Annotated in this window: 23 protein-coding genes; 8 read left to right on the top strand and 15 right to left on the bottom strand. The window is 48.1% G+C overall.

All coding sequences use genetic code 11. The features are described from left to right. Positions 1-49: 49 nt before the first annotated feature. Entirely contained in the window at positions 50-733 is a 684-nt protein-coding gene (locus ACZ5ZV_RS09545) for a PilZ domain-containing protein (RefSeq protein ID WP_464121212.1), read from the bottom strand. A gap of 74 nt (positions 734-807) precedes the next feature. Here ACZ5ZV_RS09545 and ACZ5ZV_RS09550 point away from each other — a divergent pair, with 74 nt between their 5' ends. After that, entirely contained in the window at positions 808-1,389 is a 582-nt protein-coding gene (locus ACZ5ZV_RS09550) for an NADPH-dependent FMN reductase (RefSeq protein ID WP_464121213.1), read from the top strand. Between the two features lie 308 nt (positions 1,390-1,697). Beyond that, positions 1,698-3,563 carry a potassium transporter Kup gene (locus ACZ5ZV_RS09555; RefSeq protein WP_464121214.1) on the top strand — a complete coding sequence of 622 codons (1,866 nt, stop codon included), beginning with the start codon at positions 1,698-1,700 and terminating at the stop codon, positions 3,561-3,563. Here ACZ5ZV_RS09555 and ACZ5ZV_RS09560 read toward each other — a convergent pair. Further along, entirely contained in the window at positions 3,560-4,699 is a 1,140-nt protein-coding gene (locus ACZ5ZV_RS09560; RefSeq protein ID WP_464121215.1) for a patatin-like phospholipase family protein, read from the bottom strand. The two genes, ACZ5ZV_RS09555 and ACZ5ZV_RS09560, sit on opposite strands and share 4 nt — an antisense overlap. Before the next feature lie 398 nt (positions 4,700-5,097). Here ACZ5ZV_RS09560 and ACZ5ZV_RS09565 point away from each other — a divergent pair, with 398 nt between their 5' ends. Both ACZ5ZV_RS09565 and ACZ5ZV_RS09570 read left to right on the top strand, forming a co-directional pair. Next, positions 5,098-5,688, top strand: a complete 591-nt coding sequence (locus ACZ5ZV_RS09565; protein WP_464121216.1) for a YceI family protein — start codon at positions 5,098-5,100, stop codon at positions 5,686-5,688. 224 nt (positions 5,689-5,912) lie between these two features. Beyond that, entirely contained in the window at positions 5,913-6,518 is a 606-nt protein-coding gene (locus ACZ5ZV_RS09570; RefSeq protein WP_464121217.1) for a hypothetical protein, read from the top strand. Between the two features lie 19 nt (positions 6,519-6,537). Here the strand turns inward: ACZ5ZV_RS09570 and ACZ5ZV_RS09575 are convergent, their stop codons facing one another. After that, on the bottom strand, positions 6,538-6,834 hold the full coding sequence (locus ACZ5ZV_RS09575; RefSeq protein WP_464121218.1) for a hypothetical protein: 297 nt from the start codon (positions 6,832-6,834) through the stop codon (positions 6,538-6,540). A gap of 412 nt (positions 6,835-7,246) precedes the next feature. Between ACZ5ZV_RS09575 and ACZ5ZV_RS09580 the strand changes: the two genes are divergently transcribed. Continuing rightward, a complete protein-coding gene (locus ACZ5ZV_RS09580; RefSeq protein WP_464121219.1) occupies positions 7,247-8,218 on the top strand; it encodes a hypothetical protein in 972 nt (323 codons plus the stop codon). A 116-nt stretch (positions 8,219-8,334) separates the two neighbouring features. On the opposite strand, the gene ACZ5ZV_RS09585 is transcribed toward ACZ5ZV_RS09580, so the two are convergent. The 10 genes from ACZ5ZV_RS09585 to ACZ5ZV_RS09630 all read right to left on the bottom strand — a co-directional run bounded on the left by ACZ5ZV_RS09585 (position 8,335) and on the right by ACZ5ZV_RS09630 (position 16,202). Next, positions 8,335-8,859, bottom strand: coding sequence for a M23 family metallopeptidase (locus ACZ5ZV_RS09585; protein ID WP_464121220.1), 525 nt, complete (start codon positions 8,857-8,859; stop codon positions 8,335-8,337). A gap of 229 nt (positions 8,860-9,088) precedes the next feature. Further along, positions 9,089-10,336, bottom strand: coding sequence for a serine hydroxymethyltransferase (glyA, locus tag ACZ5ZV_RS09590; RefSeq protein WP_464121221.1), 1,248 nt, complete (start codon positions 10,334-10,336; stop codon positions 9,089-9,091). A 108-nt stretch (positions 10,337-10,444) separates the two neighbouring features. After that, the gene (locus tag ACZ5ZV_RS09595; protein WP_464121222.1) at positions 10,445-10,921 is read right to left on the bottom strand and encodes an RpiB/LacA/LacB family sugar-phosphate isomerase; all 477 of its coding nucleotides are present in this window, start codon (positions 10,919-10,921) and stop codon (positions 10,445-10,447) included. Between the two features lie 4 nt (positions 10,922-10,925). Then, positions 10,926-12,197, bottom strand: a complete 1,272-nt coding sequence (gene fabF / locus ACZ5ZV_RS09600) for a beta-ketoacyl-ACP synthase II (protein WP_464121223.1) — start codon at positions 12,195-12,197, stop codon at positions 10,926-10,928. Positions 12,198-12,203: 6 nt separating this feature from the next. Next, a complete protein-coding gene (gene acpP / locus ACZ5ZV_RS09605; RefSeq protein WP_011164461.1) occupies positions 12,204-12,440 on the bottom strand; it encodes an acyl carrier protein in 237 nt (78 codons plus the stop codon). A gap of 116 nt (positions 12,441-12,556) precedes the next feature. Continuing rightward, a complete protein-coding gene (gene fabG, locus ACZ5ZV_RS09610; RefSeq protein ID WP_464121225.1) occupies positions 12,557-13,306 on the bottom strand; it encodes a 3-oxoacyl-[acyl-carrier-protein] reductase in 750 nt (249 codons plus the stop codon). 78 nt (positions 13,307-13,384) lie between these two features. Continuing rightward, positions 13,385-14,359 (bottom strand): ACP S-malonyltransferase, encoded by a 975-nt coding sequence (gene fabD, locus ACZ5ZV_RS09615; protein WP_464121226.1) that lies wholly within the window; start codon positions 14,357-14,359, stop codon positions 13,385-13,387. A gap of 3 nt (positions 14,360-14,362) precedes the next feature. Continuing rightward, positions 14,363-15,358 carry a beta-ketoacyl-ACP synthase III gene (locus tag ACZ5ZV_RS09620; protein ID WP_464121227.1) on the bottom strand — a complete coding sequence of 332 codons (996 nt, stop codon included), beginning with the start codon at positions 15,356-15,358 and terminating at the stop codon, positions 14,363-14,365. A gap of 30 nt (positions 15,359-15,388) precedes the next feature. Beyond that, entirely contained in the window at positions 15,389-15,574 is a 186-nt protein-coding gene (rpmF, locus tag ACZ5ZV_RS09625; protein WP_061835820.1) for a 50S ribosomal protein L32, read from the bottom strand. A 73-nt stretch (positions 15,575-15,647) separates the two neighbouring features. Continuing rightward, entirely contained in the window at positions 15,648-16,202 is a 555-nt protein-coding gene (locus tag ACZ5ZV_RS09630) for a YceD family protein (RefSeq protein WP_464121229.1), read from the bottom strand. Between the two features lie 155 nt (positions 16,203-16,357). Here ACZ5ZV_RS09630 and ACZ5ZV_RS09635 point away from each other — a divergent pair, with 155 nt between their 5' ends. Continuing rightward, complete coding sequence (locus tag ACZ5ZV_RS09635) at positions 16,358-17,224, top strand: alpha/beta fold hydrolase (protein ID WP_464121230.1); 867 nt, start codon at positions 16,358-16,360, stop codon at positions 17,222-17,224. Between the two features lie 41 nt (positions 17,225-17,265). Here the strand turns inward: ACZ5ZV_RS09635 and ACZ5ZV_RS09640 are convergent, their stop codons facing one another. Beyond that, positions 17,266-17,526, bottom strand: coding sequence for a metal-sensing transcriptional repressor (locus ACZ5ZV_RS09640; protein WP_464121231.1), 261 nt, complete (start codon positions 17,524-17,526; stop codon positions 17,266-17,268). A gap of 41 nt (positions 17,527-17,567) precedes the next feature. Here ACZ5ZV_RS09640 and ACZ5ZV_RS09645 point away from each other — a divergent pair, with 41 nt between their 5' ends. Beyond that, positions 17,568-18,857 (top strand): MFS transporter, encoded by a 1,290-nt coding sequence (locus ACZ5ZV_RS09645; RefSeq protein ID WP_464121232.1) that lies wholly within the window; start codon positions 17,568-17,570, stop codon positions 18,855-18,857. Between the two features lie 106 nt (positions 18,858-18,963). Then, positions 18,964-19,533, top strand: coding sequence for a hypothetical protein (locus ACZ5ZV_RS09650; protein ID WP_464121233.1), 570 nt, complete (start codon positions 18,964-18,966; stop codon positions 19,531-19,533). Here ACZ5ZV_RS09650 and ACZ5ZV_RS09655 read toward each other — a convergent pair. Beyond that, positions 19,521-20,450 carry an ABC transporter substrate-binding protein gene (locus ACZ5ZV_RS09655; RefSeq protein WP_464121234.1) on the bottom strand — a complete coding sequence of 310 codons (930 nt, stop codon included), beginning with the start codon at positions 20,448-20,450 and terminating at the stop codon, positions 19,521-19,523. The two genes, ACZ5ZV_RS09650 and ACZ5ZV_RS09655, sit on opposite strands and share 13 nt — an antisense overlap. Between the last annotated feature and the right edge of the window lie 9 nt (positions 20,451-20,459).

Consider the following 20,459-nt stretch of genomic DNA (forward strand, 5'->3'; position numbering starts at 1 on the left):
ATTTGACCTTAAATCGCCACGTCAGGACTGATGTTAGATTGCAGGGGACTTAGACGGTGGCAAACTTTCGAACATATTCGATGATGGAACTTTTAAATTCTTCCGGTAGTCCCACAAAGCGCAGGCCGGCGTATCCGTCATTGCCAACATAGACAACTTCACAGGTGGTGTTGATTGTCACAAAAAGATTGGGGCTGGTCAGAGTGCCCTTAAAGCGTTCGCCGATTTGCAGGTTCTGGGCGTCGTTGACCCCCAGCCCCCCTTCACTGATGGAGATAACCCGACAACTGAATTCCCCCTTAGGGCTTTCACACGCCAGGGTGCCAATCATAGGAACCCGCGGATGAGAGCGCCGACTGATTCCCAGATCGTCAACAATACGTGGGATGGAATAGATCTCTTTCCAGACTTTGGAGTTGTCTGTGCAGATGTCCACCGCAGAATAATCGCGAAGTTTTTTAAGAGTCGCGATCAGATCCGGATACTTCATGGGCGGCTGTTCTTTGCCTTCGATGCGGATTTTCCAAAGACCTGGGGGTTCATTCGAAGCCGTGGTGATCTGGCTTTGTTCTTTAAGTGATTGGCGCCACTTCGAAGGTGTCATCCATTCTGACTGCCCTCGTCCCCAAATCTGGGCTTCTGGTGCAGTGCTCAGGTGGGACTCGATCTCTGCGTGATCGAAGGGGCCGGTGACCTGTCCTTCAGTCAGAATAAACCAGATTTTCGGATTCATGGTGGTGCTCCTCAGCTTCAGTCTTGTGTTTTATTACAGCGAAAGGTATATGACTTTGTCTAGGAGAATTACTCATGAAATATATCATCGCCGGAACAGACCGTCCGGATTCAAATACACTGAAAGTGTCTAAGATCATCCAGTCTATCTATAAGGATTTGAATGAGGATGTTGAGATTATCGACTTGCACGAAATTAAGCAGCATCTGCATGATGATGTTCAGTATGGCAAACCGACCGAAGCGCTGAATCCTTATCTGGAAAAAGTCCTGGCTTCTGATGGTCTGATTGTTGTGTGTCCTGAGTACAACGGCTCTATGCCGGGCATCTTGAAATACTTCATTGATCACTTGAAGTTTCCGGAGTCTTTTGAATATCGTCCAGTTTGCTTCGTGGGTCTAGGGGGGCTGTTCGGAGCTCTTCGCCCGGTCGAGCATTTGCAAGGGGTTTTCGGATATCGCAATGCCTTCGTTTTCCCTGAGCGTGTCTTCATGATGAATGTCTTTAAGATCATCAATGCCGAAGGGCAGCTGACGGATGAATTTATGAAGTCATTGCTGGTCAAGCAAGCGCAAGGATTCCAGAAATTCGCTCAAGCCTTGAAAGCGTACGGGCTGGATGCGAACTCGGTTATTGAGAAAAAGAAGTCGACGTAGGTTGACGGTTGTCCACCAAGCGATTCTGCACGCGGCCCTCAAAATAGATCAATCCAAGGATTAAGAGGGCTGCCAGAAACCATTTCGATCGAAAAAGAGCATTCCGTACCATATCCCTTAATGATGACAAATAGCTTAATTTAAAGGCAACTGAAGAACCTGTAATTGAGCGTGCCCGCGTCATATTTTCATGGGGGGTGCTGACAACTGGGGTCTTCTTCTCTAGACTAAGCGCCAGTTCTTCAATTTTAGACGGGGTCTTTTCTATCGAAAATCCAGGTCATCAAAATAAAAATGCCAATATTTTAATGCTCTCTTTAGGAGCCCTTGGGGTGGTCTTTGGAGACATTGGAACAAGTCCACTTTATGCCATGCGAGAGTGCTTCGGAGAATACGGCCTTTCGCCGACTCCGGAAAACGTCATCGGTATTTTGTCTTTGATCTTCTGGACGCTGGTTCTTGCGATCTGTATCAAATACATGGCTTTCGTCATGAGAGCAGACAACAAAGGGGAAGGAGGAATTCTTTCCCTGATGGCACTGGCCGTGCGCAGTCAGCACGCCAAAGACATCTCCCGCCGCCGATGGGTGATGACGATTATTGGTTTGTTTGGGGCGGCTCTTCTTTATGGTGATGGCATGATCACCCCTGCAATCTCGGTTCTGTCGGCCATGGAAGGTCTCACTTTGGTGGCGCCACAGTTTAGCCCCTACATTATTCCTCTGACAGTTTTTGTGATGAATGCCCTGTTCCTGATGCAGAAGTATGGCACTGCGCGAATTGGTGTCATCTTTGGTCCCATCCTTTTGGTGTGGTTTACAGTCCTGGGATTGCTGGGCATTCGTGGTATGGCAGAAAATCTGCACATCTTCGAGGCGCTTCTTCCGCATCACGGAATTGAATTCATGATCAATAACGGCACCGCCGGCTTCCTGGTGCTGGGCTCAGTCTTCCTGGTTGTGACTGGAGGCGAAGCTTTGTACGCGGATATGGGGCACTTTGGGAAAAGACCCATTCGTCTGGCATGGTTCTTTGTGGCTTTGCCTGCGCTGGTATTGAACTACTTCGGACAAGGGGCGTTGCTGCTGAATAATCCGGAGGCTGTTTCTAATCCCTTCTATATGCTGGCTCCGAAGTGGGCGCTGCTTCCGATGGTCATGCTTTCCACAATGGCGACAGTGATCGCGTCTCAGGCGTTGATTACAGGGGTGTTCTCAATCACTCGTCAGGCCATTCAATTGGGCTTCTGTCCGCGTGTGAACATCATTCACACCTCCAGTCAGGAGATCGGTCAGATCTATGTTCCGATTGTGAACTGGTCTTTGTTCATCGGTGTGATCTGGCTGGTCCTGACGTTTAAAACCTCCAGCAATCTGGCGGCGGCTTACGGTATTGCTGTCACCGGCGCGACCACTATCACTACTATTTTGGCCTTCGAAGTGGCTCGTCAAAAATGGAAGTGGAGTCTTCTGAAAGCCTCTGCAATCTTTGGAACTTTCCTGGTGATGGACTTGGCTTTCTTTGGTGCGAATCTGCATAAGATTCCGCATGGGGGCTGGGTGCCACTGTTGATTGGTGCTGTGATCTATCTTTTGATGACGACCTGGCAGAAGGGACGTCAGATCCTGTTCCGTCGTTTGAAAGAGCGCTCCATGCCGATCGAGGACTTCTGTCAGAAGTTGTTGCGTGAACCTCCTTTGCGAGCACCGGGGACGGCAATTTATATGGCGGGGGACCCTTGGGGGGTGCCTGCGCCGTTGTTACATAATCTAAAGCACAACAAAGTCTTGCACCAGCGTGTGGCAATTCTGACGATTCAGACAAAAGAGGTTCCTTTTGTTTCCAAGCGGGATCGGATCTCGATTCAAGAGGTGATTCCAAATATCTATCGCATCATCGCAAATTATGGATTTATGGAAATTCCGAAGATGAAGCACATCCTGGAAGCCTGTCGTCAGCGGGATATCAACTTCAACGTCAACGAAACAACTTTTGTTTTGGGACGTGAAACTATCATCGCGGAAAAAGGTCCAAACCGTCCGGGAGAAGGTGGTATGGCACATTGGCGTGAGCGCTTGTTTGCGATTATGTCCAAAAATGCTCAACGGCCGACAGCCTTCTTCCGTATTCCGCCAAATCAGGTGATCGAAGTGGGTATTCAGGTCGAAATTTAAGACTCTAAGAGCAGACGAAGAATCTGCTCTTTTTCCCTCAGCCCGTCCTCATAGCCAATTTCCAGAAGTCGTTCTGAATAGGATTTTTCAAACAGAAGAAAGCTGGCAATTTCACTGGCTTCCTGCAAAGTTCCCAGACCACGCAAAAGATAGCGAATCATCGGAGGCAAGGACTGGGTTTTGTCTGAAGCCACTTCTGATAGATCACGTGAAGGTGAGATCCACAGATGTTCAATCTTTCGCACAGAGATCAATCCCAGCTCTTTTTCTGTCAGTTTAGCCAGATTGGTGTTGATACGCTCCAGTCGTTCGATGTCCACTTCCAGACCATCCATCATCACGGCATTAAGCATAACACTTAAAACCCGCGCAACAGAGGGGGGCTCTGACGTGTTGACCTTCTGTGAGGCATAACAGACATCCTGTTTCTTGCGAACACCAATGGCCAGTAGCTTATCAGCCCCCAGGTAAATCGCAGGTGCACAAGGGGAATGATTGCGTATGCTACCGTCCCCAAAAAAACGTCCATTGACGGTGACCGGGGGAAACAGCAGCGGAATGGCGGCCGAAGCTAGAATATGCTCGGTGGTGAGCGAGCTGTTGATTCCCACTTTGCGAACACGTCGCCAAAGGGGCACTTGTTCCTGGCTTTGAACGAAGCTGACCGTCGAGGTCGTGAAGTAGTCCAGAGCCGACACGCTGACAGCCCGAAATTTCTTTCTTTCGATGTTTTTTTGAATATTCTCAAAATTACAGTTATCAGAAATGAGTTTTCGCAATGGTGTGGTTTCCAGCAGCGAACGATGAGGAGAGGAATTTCTCAGGCCCCCCAGAGACAATGCCAAAAGCCAGTTGAGCCCGCCCTTAGAGAGGGACACTGGGTCCGTGATAAAGATCTGCTCAGAGGATATTTGGCGCCAGAGTTCAGTCAGTTGCCGGGTGCTTTCATCAAATTGATCATTCGATTGGGTTGTCAGGAAGGCCGCATTGATCGCGCCGGCACTGATGCCGGTGTAGAGCTGAAAAGGGTTGGTAATGCCCTCTTGTCGACAGATATCGGCGATGGCATTTAATACGCCCACTTGAAAGGCGCCGCGCGCTCCGCCACCAGAAAGAACCAGCCCCAGAGATGTCATGAGTCTTTTCCTCTTTTAAGGGAAGAATAAGCCGGACGCCGGGCGTTTACAAGACTTTTTCTGGACTTGTAGAAAAATACAGAAGCGAGATACTAAGAATGAACGAGGTCACAGTAGTCTTTCTCAGATTACTGATCCCACTGAAGGGAAACCTGCCTCGTAAAAGGGAGTCCGATCGACTCCCTTCTTTATTTGTGCAGAGCTTAATACCTAGCACGTCTAAATATTCTGCGGGTTTTATATTTTCAATTCATTTTCAACTTCGTCGATCAGAGTCTTGAGTTCCGGATCTTGGTGTTAATCTTCTTTTCTGTGTTGATCTCTGTTACATTTTGCGGGAAAGTTTTGATGGTTGACAGTGATGTTAAACAACGGGAATTGCGAAGGAGAAAATTGCAATGTTTAAGACTGTTTTTGCGGCTCTGATGATGGTGGCCGCGGTTCAAGTGCAAGCAGCAGAAGTTTACAAAATTGATACCAAAGCAAGCACAGTGGCTTGGAAGGGTACAAAGAAAATGGGCGATGCGCACGTGGGTGGCATCTCTGTTAAAGAAGGTGAAGTGACTGTTGATAAAGGTCAACTGACTGCGGGGAGCGTGGTTGTTGATATGACGACGATCACAAATTCCGACGTGAAGGATCCAGGTTACAACAAAAAACTTGTGGGTCACTTGTCCACGGAAGATTTCTTCAATGCAGGAAAGTTCCCAACATCCACTTTCAAAATCACTTCTGTAGCGCCATCCAAAACTAAAGGTGAAGTGATTGTAAAAGGTGATCTCACGATGATCGGCGCGACTCATCCTATCGAGTTCCCGGCAAAAGTGACAGTTGATAAGGGTGTTGCAACCGGTGAAGCCGTTGTGAAAATCGACCGCACCAAATGGGGTTTGAAATACGGCTCTGGCAACTTCTTCAAAGAACTTGCTGGTGACAAAATCATCAACGACGAATTCGAACTTACTTTGAAGCTTGTGGCGAAGAAATAAGACCGAAGAATCAGAAGAAAAAAATGAAGGCATCCTCGCAGAGAGGGTGCCTTTTTTATTTGTCTAATGAGTGCGCAAAGCCTGGCTAAAACTGTTACCCGCCCGGGATGTGTTTTGAAGTGAGACGCGTTTCAGGATGAGATTCGTCACAGGTAACAATGGCTTAGCAAAGACCTGAAGTGGTCAGCTCCTTGCATTTTAAAAAGACAAGCAAGGAGCTGACTATGCAAAAATCCAACTTCTTTTTTGCCATTTTGTTGATGGGATCTTTGGCGCTGACGGCGTGTGCGAAGAAAGATTCCGAGTTTGCAGCTCGCTATGCAAAGAACCGTATGGGAGCCACAGTTGTGGATGGCGTGAAAACTCAGCAAGCGGCGGAGCAAGCCGCCGCGCAGGGACTTGAAGCCGACATCGTGGGTGTAAAACGCTATTGGACTCCGGAAGGTCAACCCGGCCCGCGCGTCGTGATGGCGACGATCCTGATCAATAACACGGAGTTCCCGGTAACCAGTCATCACTATGGCACTGAAACCGTTAACGGAAGCGTGACGGTGGATGGATATAACATCAGTTACGAGGCGATGTGTGGTGATACGAATTGCAATCCCTATTATGCTTCGATGAAAGTTTACAGCAATGGTCGCCTAGTGATTCAGGAAGGTGTCCGGATTTACTTTGAGCGCAGCAGTGCAGCTCACACCGATCTTTACCAGTGGTTGGCTCCGGGGCAGGAGCTTCCCTTCATGGGCTCAGATGCACAAGATGCGCGTGGTATGGTTGGTTATTTGAATCAGTACGGCGCCAACAGCGGATCGGGTGTCATTCAGTAAGTACATTGTTTGAATTAAATTATGGAACACGAGAGGAAGGGGTTTGCATGGATCTCTTCCTTTTTTCTATTTGTATCTGTTCGTTCAAAAGTTCGGAAAGCAGAGTGTGTCGGGCCTTGATTTGATAATCGATTTTTACCAGGGAGCTGGCAAGGTTGCTGAACAACCGTTCAATTTCAGAATCTGTTTCCAGTCGTCCTTCCTCTTCTTTGAGTTCTTCAATCAGGCGATCTATTATAAAGAGAGCTCCGTTGAGCGAAACTCCGATCTCATGAAGAAAAGCTCTTTCGCGATCCAGCTCCGCAGGTTCAGCCATAAAACCCCCTTAGAAGATTATTGAAATGCGAGATGTTTTCGGCAACTTGTAGGTTTGCAGGGGCAATCTGCCCCTGGAGAAACTTCAGGGCTATGTGTCATTAGAATAGGGTGAAAGTTTAATGAATCACGCTGACACCACCCAATTATGGGTATTTTTAGCTCAAATCGAATTAAATCGAGTTTGGTAGACAGTTTTTTTAGATATCCGTCAAGAAATGCTATTGCAGCATGACCAAAGTCGTGGCACCTTACTTGCTCTATAGGCTACGTGGCTCCAATTTGGGACCATTTTGGCCCTTTTCGGCACCAGGTGATATCCCGGGGGCCGAATTAGTTGAAGAAGATTTTGAGTCGAAAGACGGAAATAAATTAAGAAACATAATTAACCATTATCGAAAGGGATAAAAACAGTGAAAACACAAATTTTGATGTCACTGATTTTGGCAGCTTCCATGACTTCTGTGGCACAAGCAGAAGAACAAAGCTCAAACACAAGCACAGTAAAAGTGTCTGATGTTCAGGCTAAAGACGAACAAGTAAAAGACTTGGACCAGGAGATCACAAACGCGAAAATGCGTGCTGAATCCGGTTCTAAATCCAAATGGTCCATGAGCGCTGACCTGACTTTTAACGGTGGTAACTTGGTAGAGCCTTTCGGAAAAGTTCGCCCGAACTATTCTGGTGAAGCAGCTCTTGACGGCAGAACAAACATTTCTGGTGATATCGGTGTTTCTTACCGTGTAAATCCAAACAACCGTGTGAGCTTGTCTACTGGTGTGTCTATCTTGACTCCATTCCAGAGCCGTGGCGAAGACATGTTGAAAATGGCTAAAGACGGTGGTGCTTCTGACATCTCCACTCCATCCATCACTTGGGGTAACACTCAGCGTATCGGTGGCACTCAGAACTCTTTCTCTGTTGGTTACAGCCACGCGACGAAAGAATTCTACACTGACGTTATCAAATCCGTTGGTGACTTGAGCTTGAGCCACGTTGTTATCTTCGATATCGCGGGTTCTAACTGGCAGCCAGGTTTCTCTACATCTGCTTACTACAGCTTGTACAGTGACTCTGCTCAGAGCTTCGACGTTATCGGTAACGATGACAGACGTTCTGACTATGGTATCGGTTTCTATCCATTCGTAGAGTATGCGTTCAACGACACATTCTCTTTCCGTACAGTATTCCGTCCTTTCACTTACAGCCACATGAGATCTGATGATGCCGGTACTTTCGAGACTAGCATGTACACTCAGTCTGTTGGTTTGGGTATTGCGGTTACTCGTGACATCTACTTGTATCCAAACATGCAGTTCGCTCCAGAGAACCTGAAGCCAGAATTGACAAACGTAGGTCTTTCTACGACTTTGAACGTATTCTAATTAATAGTTAGAAATTACGAACGAAGAAAAAGGCAGCCTCTGGGTTGCCTTTTTTATTTCCGAACGCAAAAAAAGACCGCCTGTCGCGGTCTTAAGAGCTTATTGTTAATCGGCTTTTACAGTTTTGCTGTGGCAACTTGTGGCAACAAAGGAAGTGGATCAATCGGACCACGCTCTTTGCGGATTTCAAAGTGCAAATGAACACCTGTAGCACGCCCTGTGCGGCCCATGGCGCCAACAACTTCACCTTGGCGGACCTTTTGGCCTTCAGCCACCAGAATCTTGTCAAAGTGAGCATAAAGCGTCGCCCAACCATTGCCTGACTCGATCAGAACCATTTTGCCGTATCCACGGAATTCACGACCGGCATAGATCACTGTTCCTGCTTGCGCCGCCAAGATAGGAGTGCCTTTCGGAGCCGCGAGATCGATTCCCAAATGCGGACGACGTTTATTAGGTAAAAATCCACGGGTCATGCGCGCGCGGTCCACGGGCCAATCAAAGGTCAGGGACTGCGGTTCAATCATAGGACTGTGGTCAGAGGCTGTGGCGCGATGGTTGGTGCTGTTTGGTGCAAAGTACTCGCGCGATAGGGGTGTGTGAAAGGTCGAGCAAGAGCCTAATGCTCCCGCCGTAACCATGCATCCTGCATATTTAACTAGTTGCTTCCATCCTGGTGTCATTCTTTGAGTATACTTGATAAGTCCTTGGTTCCAAAGATTTTTTTGACCAATGACTAGTTTTGGCGCGCTGAAAAGGGCTGTTTTTTCAGGAAGATGCTGACTTATTAAGCGAAGACGATGGTCTGGAACATATATGTGGCAGGGAGCAGTGGTGACACATATATGTTCCGGATCTGCAGAGGGATTTCTAGTAGATAGGGAACTGCTTACAAAGCTGTTTTACTTCTTCATGGATGCGGTTTTTTAGATCCGCATTGTCAGCGTTATTCAGTACTTGAGAAATCCACTTCGCGATCTGCTTCATCTCGGAAGTGCCCATACCTCTTGTGGTCAGGGCCGGAGTCCCGATACGAACACCACTTGTGACAAATGGAGATCTCTTTTCGTTTGGCACCGTGTTTTTGTTCACAGTGATGCCCGCTTCATCCAAAGAATTTTCTGCAATCTTGCCAGTGATTTCACGATCACTCAGATCAATCAAAATCAGATGATTGTCTGTTCCGCCGGTGACCAATTGGAAACCTTCTGAAAGCAAAGCTTCAGCCAGCACTTGAGCATTGTTGATAACCTGCTCAGAATATTTTTTGAATTCCGGTTTTAGAGCCTCTCCGAATGCCACGGCTTTGCCGGCAATCACGTGCTCTAATGGACCGCCTTGGATCCCTGGGAATATGCGAGAGTTCATGAGCTTGGCTTTTTCTTCAGAATTCGTCAGGATCATGCCCCCACGAGGTCCGCGCAAAGTTTTGTGTGTTGTCGTTGTGATGTAGTCTGCATAAGGAACCGGGGATGGGTGGTGGCCTGTAGCCACCAAGCCTGCGAAGTGGGCCATGTCCACCAGCAGTTGGGCGCCGACTTCATCGGCAATTTCTTTAAATTTAGCAAAATCCAAAGTGCGCGGATAAGCGCTGTACCCCGCGATGATCAATTTGGGCTGAACTTCTTTTGCTGTGGCACGGATGGTGTCATAGTTGATACGACCTGTTTCTGGGTCCAGCTTGTAAGAGGCTGCTTTAAACAATAAACCACTGAAGTTCACTGGAGATCCATGGGTCAAATGCCCGCCATGGGAAAGATCCATGCCCAGAATGGTGTCGCCGGATTTACAAGCCGCCAGATAAACACCCATATTAGCTTGAGAGCCTGAGTGCGGTTGAACGTTGGCATATTGAACGCCGAAAAGTTTTTTGGCTCTTTCAATAGCCAGAGTTTCCACCGTGTCCACGTTCACGCAGCCACCGTAATAACGCTTGCCCGGATAACCTTCAGCGTACTTGTTAGTCAGAATGGAGCCTTGAGTTTCCATCACGGCCTTGGAGGTGTAGTTTTCAGAAGCAATCATTTCCAAACCAAATTGCTGGCGTTCAGATTCTTTGTTGATTGCGGCCAAAACTTCCGGATCGACTTGGGCCAAAGACAGGGATGTAGAATGCATAAAGACTCCTTGAGCTCATAGGCTCACGTAACGGATATCCTTCAAGAACTGAAAGAAGGGTAAATCAATCTCTAAAATTATGACTCGAATAGATGAATTTTAAAAGTCTCAACAACCAGTGTCGGTTGCAAGCTTGTCCACACGCTGTTGGTGACGTCCCCCTGCAAAGGAAGTGGAAAGGAACGTTTTGATCATTTTCACAGCATCATCCGGGGAAGAAAATCGGGCGCTCAGGCACAGAATGTTGGCGTTATTATGTTCCCTGGAAAGTCGAGCAATGTCGTCGTTCCAGCACAGAGCCGCGCGAATGTTGGAATACTTATTCGCACGAATAGCCATGCCTTGGCCAGATCCGCAGATCAAAAGACCCAAAGCAGGACCTTTTTGTGAATCCACGATGTTATTCTTCTTATTCTCAAGATCTACTTTAACAATTTCACGACTGACTTGATCGGCATAGTCGGGGTAATCCACAGAGTCAGCACTGTGCGTGCCAACATCTTTCCATTGAATGTCCGGAAGAGCTGCCATCACTTTAAGTTTTAAATCCAACCCAGCGTGATCGCAGCCAACATAGACAAGCATGTTTTTACCCTTCGTATTTCGAGAAGATCATGGAAGCATTGGTTCCACCGAAACCAAAACTGTTGTTGATGACGTGATTGATTTTGCCCTTACGTGCTTCGTGAGGAACATAATCCAAATCACAGTCTTCACTTGGATTTTCCAAGTTGATTGTTGGCGGAGCCATCTGATCACGAATTGCCATTACGCAGAAGGCAGATTCAATCGCACCGGCTGCACCCAACGCGTGGCCCATCATGGATTTGGTGCTGGAAACCCAGACCTTCTTCGCATGATCACCCAGCAGGCGTTTGATCGCCGCTGTTTCAAGGCCGTCACCTACTGGTGTGCTTGTCCCGTGAGCATTGATGTAGCTGATTTCTTCAGCTTTCAGATCAGAGTCTTTCAAAGCCATCGACATCGCCGCATAACCGCCAGCGCCTTCCGGAGCTGGAGACGTCATGTGGTAAGCATCGGAGGAAACCCCGTAGCCTGTGATTTCGCAAAGAATATTGGCGCCACGTTTTACGGCGTGCTCAAGGGATTCAATGCAAAGTACCGCTGCACCTTCAGCCAAAACAAATCCGTCGCGGTCTTTATCCCAAGGACGGCTGGCTTTTTCAGGAGCGTCGTTGCGTGTGGAAAGGGCTCTCATGGAGGCAAAGCCTCCGACAGCCAGTCCACAGATTGTGCTTTCTGCGCCGCCCGCAAGCATCACATCCGTCACGCCGTCGCGAATATAGCGAACAGCATCTCCGATAGAGTGAACGCCTGAAGCGCAGGCAGAAGTCACAGAGTAGTTAGGACCTTTTAGGCCCATTGCGATCGTCACCTGACCAGCGGCCAGGTTCGTGATCACAGAAGGGATGAAGAACGGACTGATACGGCCCGGTCCTCTTTCCTTCATTTTGATGGCGGTTTCTTCGATGTTCGCAAGACCACCGATACCGACACCAATAATCACTCCCGTTTGATTTTTCACTTCTTCCGTCAACTCCAGCTTGGCCATCTCCACGGCCATTTTGGAAGCTGCGATCGAGTAGTGAATGAACTCGTCCATTTTCTTTTGCTCTTTTTTCTCGATGTATTGGTCTGTATTAAAACCCTTTACTTCGCCGGCAAAAGTCACATCGAAGCCTGTCGTGTCGAATTTGGTGATCTTAGCGATACCAGATTGCCCACGTTTCGCGGCTGACCAGCTCTCCTCAATGGTGTTACCAAGGGGAGTGACTGCGCCCACTCCGGTGACGACAACTCTTCTTTGTGGTTTGGATGGACGTTCAAATCGGGAGTTCATAATGAATTAAGCTTTTCCTTTTTTCTCAAGGTAAGAAGCTACGTCTTGAACTGTCTTAAGCTTTTCAGCGTCTTCGTCAGGGATCTCAAGATCGAATTCTTCTTCCATTGCCATCACAAGTTCAACGATATCCAAGCTGTCAGCGCCCAGATCGTCGATGAAAGAAGCTTCCGCTTTAACTTTATCTGGATCTACGCCAAGTTGTTCTACGATGATATCTTTAACCTTTGGATGAATAGCCATTTGTGCCTCCTAATAGTGCGTTCAATATTACTTATATTACAAGTCTAGTCTAGTGCATTAACTCTATCATGTCGCTTGTAGGCGAGATGATTTTGTTCGCGAATAATCTCGCGAATTTAGTTCATATGCATACCACCGTTCACATCCAGGGTGTGACCGGTGATGTATTTGGATTCATCGCTGAGCAAGAAGCGAACGGCCTGAGCCACGTCACTGCCTTCGCCAATTTTTGCCAGAGGAATCTTTTCCATCATTTTCGCTTTCACGTCTTCAGAAAGAACTTCTGTCATTTCTGTGCCGATAAAGCCTGGTGCGACGTTGTTCACGCGCACGTTGCGGGATGCCAGTTCCAATGCCACGGACTTCGCAAAAGCAATCGTTCCTGCTTTGGAAGCGGCATAGTTGGCTTGGCCGGCGTTTCCGGTTTCACCGATGATGGATGTGATGTTTACGATGGAACCTTTGCGCGCTTTCATCATGGGTTTGGTGAAAGCCTTTGTCACCAGGAACGTTCCGCGAAGGTTCGTGTTGATAACAGAGTCGAAGTCTTCAGCCTTCATGCGCAGCAAGAGCTGATCTTTTGTGATGCCGGCATTGTTCACAACGCCGTCGACATCGGTCCATTTTTCCAGAATATGTTCAACCGCGGAGTTCACGGACTCTTCGTTGGCAATATCCATTTTGATGTAGAAGTGACCTTCTCCAGGAAGGGAGTGAGCCACCTGTTGTGCGGACTCTTCGCGAGAGGAATAGGTGAAGGCAACTTGTGCGCCTTCTTCCGCCAGAAGTTTTACAATCGCAGCGCCGATTCCACGGCTGCCGCCAGTCACAACAATTTTCTTTCCTTGAAGCGATTTTCCGCTCATGTGCAAAATCCTTTTAAGCAGTACCCTGTGTTGTTTTCAGCACACTTTGGCCGAACTCTGAGTAAATCTCAAGAAAATTTAATGACTCGTAGCTTTCAGCGAATCTTCAATAATTTTCACATCTTCCATTGAAGTTGTTGTCATGACTTTGAAGAAATCCGCATCAATCTTCTTAAGCAGTCCCTGCAATACTTTGCCGGCACCGCACTCGATAATTTGTGCGTGTCCCATGCCTTTTAGAACTTCCATGCTTTGAGTCCAGCGCACGGGTGCAGAAACCTGACGAATCAGATTTTCACGAAGCACAGGGCCTTCCACTTCAGCTTTGGCGTGGAAGTTTTGAATGATAGGGAATGCGGCTGTTTTGAATTCCATCGCGGTCAGAACCTCACGCATTTTGTCTTCGGCGGGTTTCATCATTTCGCAGTGGAATGGAGCTGACACAGACAAAGGAATCAACTTCGCTCTTTTTGGAGCTTCCGCAAAAATCACTTCCGGCTTGAAGTTGTCTTTAAGCCAGTTGATCGCATTCTGAGAACCAGAAATAACAATTTGCCCTGGGGAATTGAAATTCGCCGCAGACAATGGGCCCGTGCCAGAGTTTTTCACAACGTAGTTGCAAAGAGTTTCCACCTGATCCGGCTCAAGACCCAGAACAGCGACCATGCCGCCTTTACCCACCGGAACAGCGGACTGCATTGCCTGCCCACGGGTTTTTACCGCACGCATGGATTCATCAAAACGAGTCACACCCGCCGCCACCAAAGCAGCGTATTCACCGATAGAATGGCCCGCAGCCGCCACGGCTTTGATGCCGAACTCTTTCGTTAAGACTCTTTGAGTTGCTGTGGAAACCAAGAGTAATGCGGGTTGAGTGTTTTCAGTCAGTGCCAGGTCTGCTTCAGAGCCTTCAAAGCACAGTTTTTTCATGTCGATTTTCAGAGCCTCAGAGCCTTCTTCGAAGGTTTCCTGAGCGATCTTGAAGTTTTCAAACAAAAAACGGCCCATGCCAGGTTGCTGGCTTCCTTGTCCAGGGAATACAAATGTAAACATGTTTTAGTACCTCAAAAGAATACTGCCGGATGTGAGACCTGCACCGAATGCGGTCAGCAGAATCGTCTGGCCTCTTTTGACTTTTCCGTTTTTAACGGCCCAGTCAAATGCAAGAGGGATGGATGCGGCAGATGTGTTTCCAGTTTCCTGAAGATAAACAATCACGCGTTCCATTGGGAATTTAAATTGATCAGCCACAGCTTCAATAATGCGCTTGTTGGCTTGGTGAGGAATAATCCAGTCCACTTGGTCCGGACTCACCTTGTTGTGCTCCAGGGCTTCCTGGCAGCACAATGCCATGGTGCGAACCGCGTTCTTAAAGATTTCGCGGCCCTTCATGGTCATGAAGTGAAGACCTTTGTCGATCGCTTCGTGAGATTGAGGGATCTTGCTTCCGCCCGCAGGAAGAATCAAAAGATCCGCCAGGTTGCCATCGGCATGCAGGTGAGTGCTTTCGATGACATTTTTGTCCCCTTCAGCGGCACGAGACAGAACCCATGCTCCCGCACCATCTCCGAAAAGAATGCAAGTTTCACGGTCTTTATAGTTCATGTAGCGGGAAAGGACTTCGGCTCCGATCACCAGAATATTTTTATACATTCCTGTGCGGATAAATTGATCGGCAATGCTGACGCCGTAAAGGAAGCCAGAGCAAGCAGCGTTAAGATCCACCGCCATGATATTTTTTGCCCCCAGCTTAGCCTGAACAAAGCACGCCGTCGACGGCATCTGGTGGTCACCAGTGACGGTGCCCACCAAAATCATATCGATGTCTTCGATTTTCAGATTAGCATCTTCAAGCGCGCGTTTCGCGGCGATGACACAAAGATCAGAGGTTGCCTGATCTTCGGAAGCAATATGGCGGCGTTCGATCCCGGTTCTTTCAACGATCCACTGGTCGTTGGTTTCTACCATCTTTTCCAGATCCGTATTTGAAAGGATCTTTTCTGGTAGATAGGAGCCTATCCCTGAAACTCGAGATCGATACATTCCTGCCATGGAGTCAACCTATTCTGTTATAGAGCGAAATTACTTCGCTGCGCTGATTTGTTTGCCTTTGTAGTACAAAGCGCCATCAGCACCTTTGGATGCACGGTGAGGACGAACTAGCTCACCAGTCTTTTTTTCAACAGCTACTGCTGGAGCAGTAAGACCATCGTGAGAGCGGCGCATGTCACGCTTAGAGCGGGATGTTTTTTTCTTAGGAGTTGGCATTTCAAACCTCGTTATTGAATCAGTTCTAATTGAAGCACGTTAATTTAACCAAAGAATGATAAAAATCAACAATTTAATTAAGTTTTAAGTTCTTTAAGGCAGCAAAAGGGCTCTGGGGCTTTTCGACAGGCATTTCCTCGTCGTAGCTAAAGAGCTGACCTTCCTCAGGAATTCTGCAATCTGAGGGCTTTCCATCGATGGTTTCCGGACATGCTGGATTAAAAGGCGCAGCAAGAGCGACCACTTCGTGCAGGAATTCACCCATATCAAACACCATGTTTTCGTACTCAGAAAACTCGGGGCCACCATCAGGCAGGTCGCTGACGTGGTTGACCTTGGAATACTTTCCATTGCGGGGTTGGCCTTGTTTGGGGATCAGGATCTCGTGGAACTTCTCATTGACCGGATAATCAATGTCAATTCCGCAGCGAGAGCAGATTTCCGGAGATTTTGTCACAATACGACCCGTCAGCTCGTAATCCTTGGAGTTGAGCGGTTTAATGAAAAACTCAGCTTCATAGGGATTCTTGCCCACGATGTCCGCCAGAACCGCATTGGCTTCGCCTGTTTTGCTTGTCCAGACGTAGGATCGGCCTTCTTCAGGCACCTCAGTTAATTTGATTTTCATAGAAACTCCTCGGTTCTGCCACGGGAAAGTAAGGGGCAGGGAACAGGAGGTTTTAGTTAATTTGGGGCGCTTGGTCAAGGACTGTTTTCGTCCAGCAGACCTTGTGGTGGTCATAAATGGGAGTAGTCTTAGGCTGCAACCTGAAAGGGGGTCTTATGGCAACCTTAAGAGTCAACGGTCATGAGTATTACTATGAAGAACATGGCCCCAAAAATGCCCCCTGCATCGTGCTGAGTCCGCTGCTTTACACGGACACCACAGTTTTTGAACCCCTGACCCGAATTCTGGAGGATGACTATAGAGTCATCTGTTATGACCATCGGGGTCTGGGGCGAAGCGCCGGTCCAACCATGAACAATCTGGAAAACAGCGCCAAAGATGTGGCTGCCTTTATAGAGCAGCTCAATGTGGGACCCTGTCACTTTGTAGGAAATTGTCTTGGGGCTTATGTGGGGCTGCAACTGGCTATCCATCGTTCAGATCTTTTGAAAAGCTGCACCTTGATGGGGGCCACTGCTGAAGCCGACAGTGATGAAACCATCCGACAGATGGACGGCTTCGTCGCGAAAGCAAAGAAAGAAGGTATGAAAGCCAATGTGAAGGATTTTGCAGACATGTGGTTTGGTGCCACCTTTAAAGCCACCAAAGATCCCGTGCAGGTCAGTCGCCGGGAAAAGTGGATCAGTCATGTCCGACATATGAAGCCCGAGGAAATAGATGCCGCAACACAGATCTTCCATGGAAATGATCTTACCAAAGATCTCGGTAAGATTCGTTGTGCCACATTGATATTGGCCGGAGATGAAGATGCGCCAGCCAGCCTGGAAGCCTATCGTCGCTTGGCTAAAGGCATTACGGGTGCGGAATACCGAGTTATTCATCATGCGGGATATGCGCTGGTCATCGAGCAGCCTGAGGAGGTTGCAGAAGCAGTTCGTAACTTTGTTGGCAAGGTTGAACGTCAGTGGGCACGCCAACGCAAACAAGCTCCGCGAGATTTGGGCGCAGAAAGATCCTTGTAGCTGAATTCGGCATCAACCTCTCTTAGGTGAGAGGTTGATGCTTAAATATATTTGGTGATCTCTTTGATCTCATCCAAATCCAGATCCTTATGGTTTCCATCCAGGCAGTGCTCGATGTGATCGTGAATATAAACGCTCTTGGCGGCCGAGATGGCTTTGGCCACGGCGTGCAGCTGACGGGCCACATCCACGCATTCGCGTTCGTCTTGGATCATCTTGATGACGGTCTCAAGATGCCCTTTGGCGCGCTTCAGTCTTTTTGAAACATCCTCATGACTTGCGTGTTGCTTTTTATGTGACATGTCACTAGTATCCCCTCCCGGGGGATAGGATGTCAAGAGGCATGGATAGACTGTTGAAAATTGAAACTCAGCTGTTGCTGGGAAGATTGTTGACCCGCTCTGGAGATCAGGCCTGGGATTTTGTGGTGCCGTTTGCATTGCTGCATGTGTTTCCAGGAAAACTTCAGATTGCGGCTCTGTATTATCTGATCATAAAGGTTGGGACTTTTCTTCTGACCCCCTGGTCGGGAAAGTGGATGGATTCCCAGCAGCGCGGACATGTTGTTAAAGCCGGGGTGTGGATTCAGTTTTTTGCAGTTCTGGGCGGCGTGATCTGTTTCTTTGTCTTAGATAACGCGGTTCATGCATACGGCCCAGAGCCCTTGGGGGTGGCATTATTATTCGCGGCCCTGGCGTTCTTCGGAATACTGGCTTCGCTGGGGTCTCTGATTACGGATATCTCTGTGGGAAATGATCTGGCTCCGTCTCTGATTCCGCACGACAGGCTGACCCACTTCAATAGCTGGTTGCGCCGAATTGATCTGGGAACTGAAGTCGGGGCGCCCATTCTTGCTGGGATCCTGTTTGCAGTTCAGTCTTCTTATCTGCATTTGGCGGGACTGGTTTTGATCGCAATTTGGAACCTTTTGTCGTTTGCCCCGGAATATTTTCTTCTTAGGAATGTGATTCAAAAATCCGGTCTTCAAAATAGAAAAGTCCGAGACCTTCAGAGCTGGAAGGAACAATTTCACTTTAACCTCAAAGAGTCCCTGGGAAATCCGATATTTTGGCTGATTCTGAGCTATGCTCTGCTGTGGCTTTCGGTACTGAGTCCGCACGGAGTTTTGTTGGCGGGATATCTGAAAGACCAGATGGGTTTGCCGGAGGTGGAAATTGGCCTGTTTCGCGGTCTGGGAGCCGTGTTTGGGCTGATCTCAACGCTGACCTTCCCGTATTTGGCGGCAAGGACCGGGTTGATTTTCAGTTCCAGATGCCATCTGGCCTTTCAAGGGGTGACCTTGGCTGTCGGGTTGGGGGCTTTTGTTCTGAACACGCCAGCGTCGGTCTATGTTTTCCTAGGATGTATTTTGCTTTCGCGTGTGGGGCTTTATGGATTCTCCAATGGTGAGTTTGAGTTGAGGCAAAGGTTGATACCAGAGGATCAGCGGGGAGAGTTGAATTCTTTGAGTTCCCTGACGACGACGTTGGCGACGCTGATCCTTTTTGCAATGGGAAGCCTTCTGCCAAACACAGAGGATTTTAAATATTTAGTGTATCTTTCTTTGTTGGCTGTGGTGGGGGCCAACGTCGTGTTTGCCCAGTGGGCACGTCAACATCAGAATGGCAAATAACGCCTTTGGTGGAACGGAAACTGTAACTCACCACAAAGGGAACCTTCGAATTGATAACCAGCCTCAAAGAATTAGAGTTTGAATACCCATAAGCAAGGAGGCATTTGTGGTATTTGATAGAATGAAAACTCTGGTAAAAGGCATGGTTATATCCGCGATGTTCACATCCACAACGGGGTGGGCTCTTGGTCCTTCATACACTTTGACGAAAACGCCGGTCGGGCCTGCGATCTCTGTGGATGGGCATGAAGTGAAGAGCGATCCGGTGAAGCTGCGCGAAGATCTGCGCAAGCTCTGGGAAGATCATGCGACCTGGACCCGGTTGTTTATTATTTCAGCGGTGCATGAGCTGCCAAACTTGAGTGTGACCACCCAAAGGCTTTTACAAAATCAAGTGGATATTGGTAATGCGATAAAACCTTATTATGGTGAGGCGGCTGGAACCGAGTTGACCCGTCTTTTAACTGATCACATTCTGATCGCCTCAAATCTCTTAACGGCCGTAAAAAACAACGACTCTGATGCAATCACCGAGAACAATCGTCTGTGGTATGAAAATGCCGATGCCATTGCGATGTTTTTATCCAGCGCCAATCCTGAATATTGGAAGGTGGAGGATCTCAAGGAAATGCTGCATGAGCATTTTATCCATGCCCCCTATGTTTATTTAATATAAAGATCCGCAGCCTTGGGCGTGGTCTTGATCAGTTTGAGTTTTTTAAGTTGCTGAGTCAGGGTCTCCCAGCGCTCATCGCTCATACTCCCCAGGGGGATTCCTGCAGGTTCAATCAGAGGCTTTTGAATCTCGGCGGCCTTGTTGAAGGTCTCCAGATCAAAGGCCTTATTCAGTTTCGCCATGTGCTCGTTGGTTGATTTAGGATCTTTTTGATAAGCCATCCACCCGGCGCGCGTTCCCTCGACCACTTTCTTGACCAGGTCGGGTTTGTTTTTCAAGACCTGCTCGGTTGTGGCAAGCACAACCAAATAAGGGTTAAATCCTTCATCCGCAATCAGGAAGGACTTCACTTTCGCGCCCGCTTTTTCTGCCGTCAGTGGTTCGGTGGTGATGAAACCCTGCTGAGAGAAGGTCTTGTCGTTGAGGAAATTAGCAACGCCCCCCGTGTACGGGACCACACGAACTTTAGGTTTGCCAAACTTTTGCACCAGATACTGAAAGTAGGGAAGGCCGGACTGCATGGATAAAAAGCCCTCGCTGATAAAGACATCCTTGAGGGTCTTAAAGTTTCTATCTGCATGAGTCATCACGATGTAAGGAGAAACTTGATAGACCGCAAACAGGGCTTTGACTTTGTTCAGCTTATTGCGATCTTGAGAAATGATCAGCTCATCCGCACTGACAATGGCAAAATCCACTTTACCATTCGCCAGCATTTGCACTGTCGGCGTGCCAGAGCCTCCTTCTAAAATCTTCACATCCAGACCTTGGGCTTTGTATAAACCCTGCAGCGAAGCCGCATAGAAGCCTCCAAATTCAGGTTCGGCCTTCCAGTTTAAAGCAATTTCCACCGGAGTGTCGGCAGCCTGAACTGCAAAAGAAAATAAAAGAGCTCCAAGAGCGATCCAAGATTTCATTAGCATCTC

It is taken from the genome of Bdellovibrio sp. HAGR004, from assembly GCF_055397015.1.